At 72.1% G+C, this 7,401-nt stretch carries 8 protein-coding genes; 7 read left to right on the forward strand and 1 reads right to left on the reverse strand.

The genetic code is table 11. From position 1 onward, the window contains the following. Together OOT08_RS02290 and OOT08_RS02295 are read left to right on the forward strand one after the other, a co-directional pair. On the forward strand, positions 1 to 1,601 hold a 1,601-nt coding region (locus OOT08_RS02290), incomplete at its 5' end, for an amidohydrolase (RefSeq protein ID WP_325090933.1). Next, positions 1,598 to 2,902, forward strand: coding sequence for a DUF4190 domain-containing protein (locus OOT08_RS02295; RefSeq protein WP_325090934.1), 1,305 nt, complete (start codon positions 1,598 to 1,600; stop codon positions 2,900 to 2,902). The genes OOT08_RS02290 and OOT08_RS02295, both read left to right, overlap by 4 nt. An 8-nt stretch (positions 2,903 to 2,910) precedes the next feature. Here the strand turns inward: OOT08_RS02295 and OOT08_RS02300 are convergent, their stop codons facing one another. Then, entirely contained in the window at positions 2,911 to 4,389 is a 1,479-nt protein-coding gene (locus OOT08_RS02300) for an MFS transporter (protein WP_325090935.1), read from the reverse strand. A 173-nt stretch (positions 4,390 to 4,562) separates the two neighbouring features. On the opposite strand from OOT08_RS02300, the gene soxR reads away from it, so the two are divergent. The 5 genes from soxR to OOT08_RS02325 all read left to right on the forward strand — a co-directional run. Then, a complete protein-coding gene (soxR, locus tag OOT08_RS02305) occupies positions 4,563 to 5,093 on the forward strand; it encodes a redox-sensitive transcriptional activator SoxR (RefSeq protein ID WP_325090936.1) in 531 nt (176 codons plus the stop codon). 115 nt (positions 5,094 to 5,208) lie between these two features. After that, positions 5,209 to 5,619 (forward strand): hypothetical protein, encoded by a 411-nt coding sequence (locus OOT08_RS02310; RefSeq protein WP_325090937.1) that lies wholly within the window; start codon positions 5,209 to 5,211, stop codon positions 5,617 to 5,619. 10 nt (positions 5,620 to 5,629) lie between these two features. Continuing rightward, a complete protein-coding gene (locus OOT08_RS02315; RefSeq protein WP_325090938.1) occupies positions 5,630 to 5,857 on the forward strand; it encodes a helix-turn-helix transcriptional regulator in 228 nt (75 codons plus the stop codon). Continuing rightward, positions 5,854 to 6,792, forward strand: a complete 939-nt coding sequence (locus OOT08_RS02320; RefSeq protein WP_325090939.1) for an ABC transporter ATP-binding protein — start codon at positions 5,854 to 5,856, stop codon at positions 6,790 to 6,792. The genes OOT08_RS02315 and OOT08_RS02320 overlap by 4 nt, the downstream gene beginning before the upstream one ends. Continuing rightward, the coding region (locus OOT08_RS02325) for a hypothetical protein (RefSeq protein WP_325090940.1) at positions 6,789 to 7,401 on the forward strand (613 nt) is incomplete at its 3' end. The genes OOT08_RS02320 and OOT08_RS02325, both read left to right, overlap by 4 nt.

Below are 7,401 nucleotides of genomic sequence, written 5' to 3' on the forward strand. Positions count from 1 at the left end.
TGGTGCGGGACGGGCGCGTGGTTGCCACGGGCTCGGCCCCGAAGATGCTGACGCTCGCGGGGCCGGGTGCGGCGTCCGTGTCGCTTGCGGGCTTCGTGTTTCCCGGGTTGATTGAGCCGCACGGGCACCCCACGAACGCGGCGCTGTTTCTGTCGGAGTACACGGTTGATGTGCGGCCCGTGGTCGTGCCGGACGCCGACGGGGTGATCGCCGCGATCCGGAACCGGCTTGCGTCCCGGCCGAGCACGCTGTTCGTGAACGGCTGGGACGCGCTGTTGCAGCGGGGGCTTCCCGCGCCGGACCGCGCGCTGCTGGACGAGTGGTCTCCCGAGATCCCGCTGGTCATCCTGCATAACTCTGGGCATTCCGCGTATTTCAACTCGGCCGCCGCACGCCTCGCGGGCATCGACGAGCGCACGGATGATCCCCCGGGTGCGCGGTTTCTCCGCGCGGCGGACGGCTCGCTGAGCGGGGTCGCGCAGGAGACGGCGGCGGTGCAGCGGGTGGTGCTCGCGGTGGCCGCCGAGGCCGAGGCTCAGCTGCCGCGGCTGATCGCCGAGCACCTGGCTGAGCTGAGCGGGCTCGGGTACACGACGGTGGCCGACCTGGGCTGGGACCCGGCCCTGACGCCCGCGATCGGGGCGCTTCGGGAGCAGGGCGAGCTCCCCCTCCGCCTGCGCGTGTATGAGACGAGCCGCCCGGGTGGCTCCGCGTCGGTGCCCCGCGGAAACGGCGACGAGATGCTCCGCCAGATCGGCGTGAAGGTGTGGTCGGATGGCTCGCCCTGGGTGGGCACGATCGCGACGAGCTTCCCCTACCTCGACACCGCGGCGACGCGGGCCCTCGGCCTGGAACCCGGGCACGTGGGCGAGGCGAACTTTAGCCGGGAACAGCTCATCGAGATCGGTTCCGGCTATGCCCCGCAGGGGTGGCAGCTCGCCTGTCACGCGCACGGCGATCTCGCGGTGAGCGACACCCTCGACGCCTACGAGACCCTGATCGAGCGGCACGGGCTGCGCGATCATCGGATGCGGCTGGAGCACGTCGGGGCGATGACCCCGGAGCAGTTCCGCAGGGCCCAGTCCCTCGGGGTGACCGTCTCCGTGTTCGTGGATCACCTGCGGTACTGGGGCGAGGTCCTGGTCGATGACCTCTTTGGGGAGACGCGGGGCGCGGCCTGGGCCGATGCGGGGGCCGCCTTCGCGGCCGGGCTGCGCGCCACCTTCCACAACGACGGCTGGGTCACCCCGAACGAGCCGTTCCAAAACATGGCGGTCGCCGAGACACGCACCAGCCGCGGGGGCCGCGTCCTTGGCGGGGGTCACCCGGTCTCCCGCGCCGATGCCCTCCGCGCGCACACGGTGAACGCGGCGTGGCAGCTGTTCAGCGAGCACGAGGTGGGCGCGCTCGCGCCGGGCCGGTTCGCGGACTTCGTCACGCTGGACCGCGACCCGCGGACCGTGCCCGCGGACGAGCTCGCTCAGACCCGGGTCACCGGGACCTGGTTGGCCGGACGGCGGTGCCCCGTCTCCCCCGGTGCAGCCGGCTCAGGGCCTGTCGATTCGCCATCGGACGATCACCGAGAAAGAATAACGCTATGACCTCGACACCCCGAGACCCCGACGCCACCACGCCCCCCGAGGATGCTCCGCAGCCGGAGGATGCTCCGCAGCCGGAGCGCTTCCTGCCCGACGACCCGCTCGCGCGCGACCGGGACGCCGTCACGGGCGAAGGGGGGCCGGAGCCGGAGGCCCCGCAGTGGGAAGCTCCGCAGTGGGAAGCTCCGCAGTGGGAGGCCCCGCAGTGGGAGGCCCCGCAGTGGGAGACGCCGGCAAACGAGCCGCGAGGCGAGGGCGCCCCCGCCAGTGCGCAGCCCCCGGGAGCGGAGGGCCCCGGCACGCCGCTGCCGGGCTCCGCGCTGCCCGCGTACGAGGCACCCGTCTACGAGGCACCCGTCTACGAGGCACCTGTCTACGAGGTCCCCCTCCCGAGCGAGCCCGCGCCGTCCTTCCCGCCCTACGGAGCGCCGGCCCCGGGCCCGTATCCGGGGGCCCCGGCCTTCGGGCCGCCCCCGGGCGGCGCGTACCCGCCGCCCGGGCCCGGGGGCCCGTACCCCGGCGGCCCCGGCTGGGCACCGCCCACCCCGCCGAAAACGGGTCTTGCCGTCTCCGCGCTCGTGCTCGGGGTGCTCGCCCTGCTCGGGTGCCTGATCCCCGTGTTCGGCCTCATCCTGGCCCTGGTCGCGTTCGGGTTCGGGATTGCCGCGCTCGTCAAAAAGCAGCCGTTCGGCTTCGCCGTCACCGGGCTCGCGCTCGGGAGCCTGGCCACGATCGCGGCCCTGATCATGACCGCCGTGTTCGGCATAGCGATCTCCGGTGACGTGCTTCCTGACCAGGACAGTGACAGCTTCAGCGAGGAATACGAGGATATCCCGGAGGGCCCCGATGAGATCACCGACGGGCCCGGCAGCTGGCAGGAGCCGCTGTCGCTCGGCGAGCCGATCGTCGGCGAGGAGTGGACCTGGACCGTGACCGGCGTGCGGGAAGCGACCGAGGAGGTCCTGGCCGCCAACGCCAAAAACCTGCCCCTGGACGGTTACCGTTTTCTCCGCGTCGAAGTGACCGGCACCTACGCGGGGCCGTATGAGGGTTCCCCGTACGATCTGCAGCTGAAGTACCGGGACGAGGACGGACTCGACTGGTACCACCACGGTGATCTGCTGGGCCTGCCGGACCTGCTTTGGGACCAGGAACAGATCGATGCCGACGAGTCCATGAGCGGCGCGATGTACCTCGAGGTTCCCCTCGATGATCACGGCCTGCTGGTCCTGGCCGAGAGCTTCGATGCGACCTACGCCTTCATCGAGTTCCCCGAGCTGACGGAGCCCGCACCCGAGAGTTAGCCCGAGGCTCAGGCCGCACGGTCGCGGCGAGGCACGCGCGTCGCCGCGACCGCGCACCCGAACCCGAGCAGGGCGAGCGTGCCGATGCCCGCGCTCATCAGCTGGGCAGAGCCGAGCACCGCGGGGCCGCCCGCGCTGACGAGGACCCCCACCACCGCCGAGGAGACGGCGTTCGAAATCAGCTGCACCGTGCTGACCCCGGCCGCGGCCTTCGCCCCGTCCGCGGGGTCCGCCGTGCTGCGCATCGCGGCGACGCTTAGGTGCGGGAACGCGATCCCGATTCCCGCGCCCCCCACGAACAGCACCGCCGCCCAGGCCCACACCGTGCCGACGCCCGCCTCGGTCACCTGGAGCGCGGCGTAGGCGAACAGGCCCGCCGCGAGCAGGGCGGGTCCGAGCACGATCACGATCCGCTTGGAGCGCTCGGATTCCAGGTTCACGCTGAACAGTTGCGAGGCCGTCCAGCCGACCGAGAGCGTGGCCCCCAGGAAGCCCGCGAGGAGCGGGGCCAGCCCGGCAAGTTCCTGACCGAAGAGCGGCACGAAGGCCTCCGCCATTGCCCCGGCGCTGAGGAGCCCGAGCGTCAGGTAGACCCACTTCAGCGAGTTCCCCGAGCGGTAGGTGAAGCGGGGCAGCACCGTGCTGCGCGCCCGGCGTTCCACGACGACAAACAGGACGAGCAGGAGGACCGCGGAGGCCAGACCGACCCAGGTCCACAGGCCGCCGGGGAGCACCGCCGTCACGCTGAAGGCCGCCGCCGCGAGGGTGAGCACGAGCAGCGAGGGCACGGGAATGCGGGGCAGGTGCTCGGCGGCGGCCGTGTGCCCGGGCAGGGCCCGGACCGAGAGGGCGCCGAGCACGACCCCGATCAGGGCGAGCAGCCAGAAGGCTCCCCGCCACGCGCCAAACTGGGCGAAGAGGCCGCCGAGGGTCGGGCCGACCATGTTCCCGACGCCCCACATCGCCGAGATGAGCCCGGCGGCCCGGGTCCAGAGCCGATCCGGCAGGGCCTGCCGGATGACGGCGTAGCCGAGCCCGGCGAGGAGCCCTCCGCCGAAGCCCTGCACGGCGCGGCCGACGAGGAGGAGTTCCATCACGGGTGCGAGCGCGTTGACAATCGAGCCGATCGTGAACAGCCCGAAGGCGAGCAGGTAGGCGCGGGAGGCCCCGAATCTGCCGAGGGCGCGGTTCACGAGCATCGAGGAGATCACCGAGGCGGTGAGGAAGGCCGTGGCGACCCAGGCGTAGTACTGGCCGCCGCCGATCTCGGCGGTCGCCGAGGGCAGCAGGGCGGCGGTCACGTAGACGTTGATCGCGTACATCGCGACGCCGCCCGCAAGGATCAGGGCGGCGGGGAGGTTGTCGGGGCTGAGCAGTTCGCCCCAGCTGCCGGGCGTCGGCTCGCGGCGAGCCGTGGGCGGTTGGGGCCGCTGTGCGGAAACGGGGGGATACGGAATCTGACCGGTTTTGGGAGTGTTCTGGGGCATCCCGTAACCATAAAACCTCAAGTTAACTTGAGGTCAACCCCGCCAATTTTCCCCCAAAAGCCACACGCCGCCCCGGCGGGCGCGCCTCCACGCGGGTCGTCAGCACGCGCGGGCCGCGCAAGCGCGGTGCCTCGAAACCGGGTACCCTGGAAGCTCAAGTGAAGTTGAGGTCCATGATGCCCGAGTCACCCCCGCGCCCCGCCGGGCCCGGCGACGCCAAAAAGCTCTCGCCGACCGACCAGCTCTCGGTCGGCGAGGTTGCCCAGCGCGCCGGCGTCGCCGTGTCCGCCCTGCACTTCTACGAGCAGGAGGGGCTGATCTCCTCGACCCGCACGGCGGGGAACCAGCGCCGCTACCCCCGGCACGTCCTTCGCCGCATCTCCCTCATCCAGGTCGCCAAGCGCATGGGCATCCCCCTCAGCGAGGTCGCCGAGGTCTTTGCGGACCTGCCGGAAAACCGGATGCCCGGCAAGCGCGACTGGACCCGGATCACCGAGCACTGGCGCGGCAAGCTCGAGGCGCGCCGCCTGGAACTGGAGCGCATGGAGCGCGAGCTCACGGGCTGCATCGGCTGCGGCTGCCTCTCCCTCGGCACCTGCCGCGTCCTGAACCCGGGCGACGCCCTCGCCGAGGGCGGCTCGGGGGCGCAGCGCCTCCCCGAGATCCTCCCGGGCGACGCCCGCTCCCCCGGCCTCGCCCCGTGAGCTGACTCCCCGGCGACCCCCTGGCCCGCGGGGCGCGGAGCCCGGCGACCCCGGAGGGACGCGGGCCCTGACAAGGACACTTGACAGGGCTGCCCGTCAACGCCAGACTACAGACATGACAAGCGACCTTGACAGCACGCGGCCGGGACCCAGCGAGCGGCGACACCTGCGCCGGTACACCGTCGGCTTCTTCCTCAGCATGGCGGCCTACCTCCTGGTGCTCTTCTTCGGCCCGAGCCCGCAGGACCTGGCGGGATCCCCCTGGCAGGTGCCGCTGGCCCTGGCCCCCGTGGTCCCCGTCGGCTTCGCGCTCGCCACCTCGGTTCGCTTCGTCCGCGGCCTGGACGAGTACCAGTCCCGCAAAATCCTGGTCGCCCTCAGCATCGGCTTTGCCGTCGCCATGCTGACCGCCGTCATCGTCGGCTTCCTCGATGTCGTGTTCGAGGTGCCGCTGCCGAGCTGGATCATCTTCGTCGCCGGCATGACGGGGTGGCTCGCGGGCGCGATCGCCACGGCACGACGGTGACCGGCCGGGCATGAAAAACACGATTCGCAGCCTGCGCGAGGGCCGCGGCCTCACCCAGGGCGCCCTCGCCGAGCAGCTCGGCGTCTCCCGGCAGACCGTGAACGCCCTCGAAACCGGCAAGTACGACCCCTCACTCCCCCTCGCCTTCAAGCTGTCCGCGCTGTTCGGGCAGCCGATCGAGGCCATGTTCGACCCGAGCACCCCGGAACCGGCCACACCCGCATCGGAGGAATCATGACGCACCCCGCGCTGAGCATCCAGGGCCTCACGGTCCGCTACCCCGACAAGACCGCCGTCGACGCCCTCACCCTCACGGTTGCGCCGGGCGAGGTGTTTGGCCTCCTCGGCCCGAACGGTGCCGGGAAATCCACCACGATCGACTGCCTCGCCGGGCTGCGCACCCCCGACGCGGGTGAGGTGCGCGTGCTCGGCCACGACCCGGTCACCGAGCGCGCGGTCGTCACCCGACACCTCGCCGTGCAGCCCCAGTCCGCGAGCCTCCTGGAACGACTGACCGTCGCCGAGACCGTGCGCCTGTTCGCCGCCTTCCACGACCGCCCGCTCGACCCGGCCCGGGTGATGGCGCGCACCGGGCTCAGCGAGTGCCAGGACCGTCGGGTCGGCACACTCTCGGGCGGCGAAGAGCGCCGCCTGCTGCTCGCCACCGCGCTGATCGGCGACCCCGCAGTCCTCGTGCTCGACGAGCCCTCCGCGGGCCTCGACCCGGCCGCGCGCCGCGGCGTCGCCGAGATCGTCCTGGGGCTCCGCGACACCGGGCGCACCGTGCTCCTCAGCACGCACCACATGGACGAGGCCGAGTCGCTCTGCGACCGGGTCGGCATCCTCGTCGCAGGAAAGCTCGTCGCCCTCGACTCCCCCGCGGAGCTCGCCCAAAGCCGCTCCGAGCAGAGCCGGGTCGGCTTCAGCGTCGACCGCGGCGTCGACCTCAGCCTGCTCGATCAGCTCCAGGCACTCGGCACCGTCTCTCACGAGGCGACCCCCCAGGGCCACCGCGTCACCGTGGTCACCGCGGACCCCGACCTGGCCGTGCGCCGGATCACCTTCGTCCCCGGGCTAGCCGCGCGCGACATCGACGTGCACCGCGGCACGCTCGAGGACTTCTTCCTGAGCATCGCCGCCCCGGACCAGGCGGCCGCAGGAGACGCACGATGAGCGCCCTGCGCGAGCTCAGCCGGGCGCACGCGCTCGAGGTGCTGCGCAACGGCAAACAGCTCGGACTCATGAGCACCTGGTTTGTCATGGTGTTTCTCGCCCTGGCCGCAGCACAGTTCATGCTCAGCGGGGGAACGGCACCCTCGGTTGTCCAGGTCACAGGTCCCCCGGCACAGGTGGCCATCGCCGAGGCCGCGCTTCGGGACGCGGGGGTGTCCGTCGCGACGGCCGCTCCCGCGGGCGAGACCGGCGCGGCAACCCTCGCGGTCACGCTCGGCGATGACGGGGCGGTGCTGCGCGGCCTCACGACACCCACAACCGCGTGGGGACCGACCGTGCGCGCGCTCAGCGGGACCGGCATCCCCTACGGCCACATCACGGTGTTCGACGCTTCGGGTGAGCTGATCCCGGACATCCTGCGGAGCAACCTGGGCTCCGTGCTCATCATCGGCTTCCTCTCGGTGCTCCTGATCGGCGGCACCAGCCCCTTCGTGACGCTGCGCGCCAGAGGCACCCTCAGACTGCTGCGCACCGTTCCGGTGCGGCCGGGCGTCGTCCTCGCGGCGTTTCTCCCGATCCGGCTGGCCCTCTGCGCGGTGATGGCGCTCA

This window comes from Leucobacter sp. M11 (genome assembly GCF_035726885.1).
Lineage (GTDB): Bacteria > Actinomycetota > Actinomycetes > Actinomycetales > Microbacteriaceae > JAPFRB01.

Coding starts and splice junctions, on each gene's coding strand:
- OOT08_RS02295 (WP_325090934.1), top strand. CDS start 1,598: ATGACCTCGACACCCCGAGACCCCGACGCCACCACGCCCCCCGAGGAT.
- OOT08_RS02300 (WP_325090935.1), bottom strand. CDS start 4,389: ATGCCCCAGAACACTCCCAAAACCGGTCAGATTCCGTATCCCCCCGTT.
- soxR (WP_325090936.1), top strand. CDS start 4,563: ATGATGCCCGAGTCACCCCCGCGCCCCGCCGGGCCCGGCGACGCCAAA.
- OOT08_RS02310 (WP_325090937.1), top strand. CDS start 5,209: ATGACAAGCGACCTTGACAGCACGCGGCCGGGACCCAGCGAGCGGCGA.
- OOT08_RS02315 (WP_325090938.1), top strand. CDS start 5,630: ATGAAAAACACGATTCGCAGCCTGCGCGAGGGCCGCGGCCTCACCCAG.
- OOT08_RS02320 (WP_325090939.1), top strand. CDS start 5,854: ATGACGCACCCCGCGCTGAGCATCCAGGGCCTCACGGTCCGCTACCCC.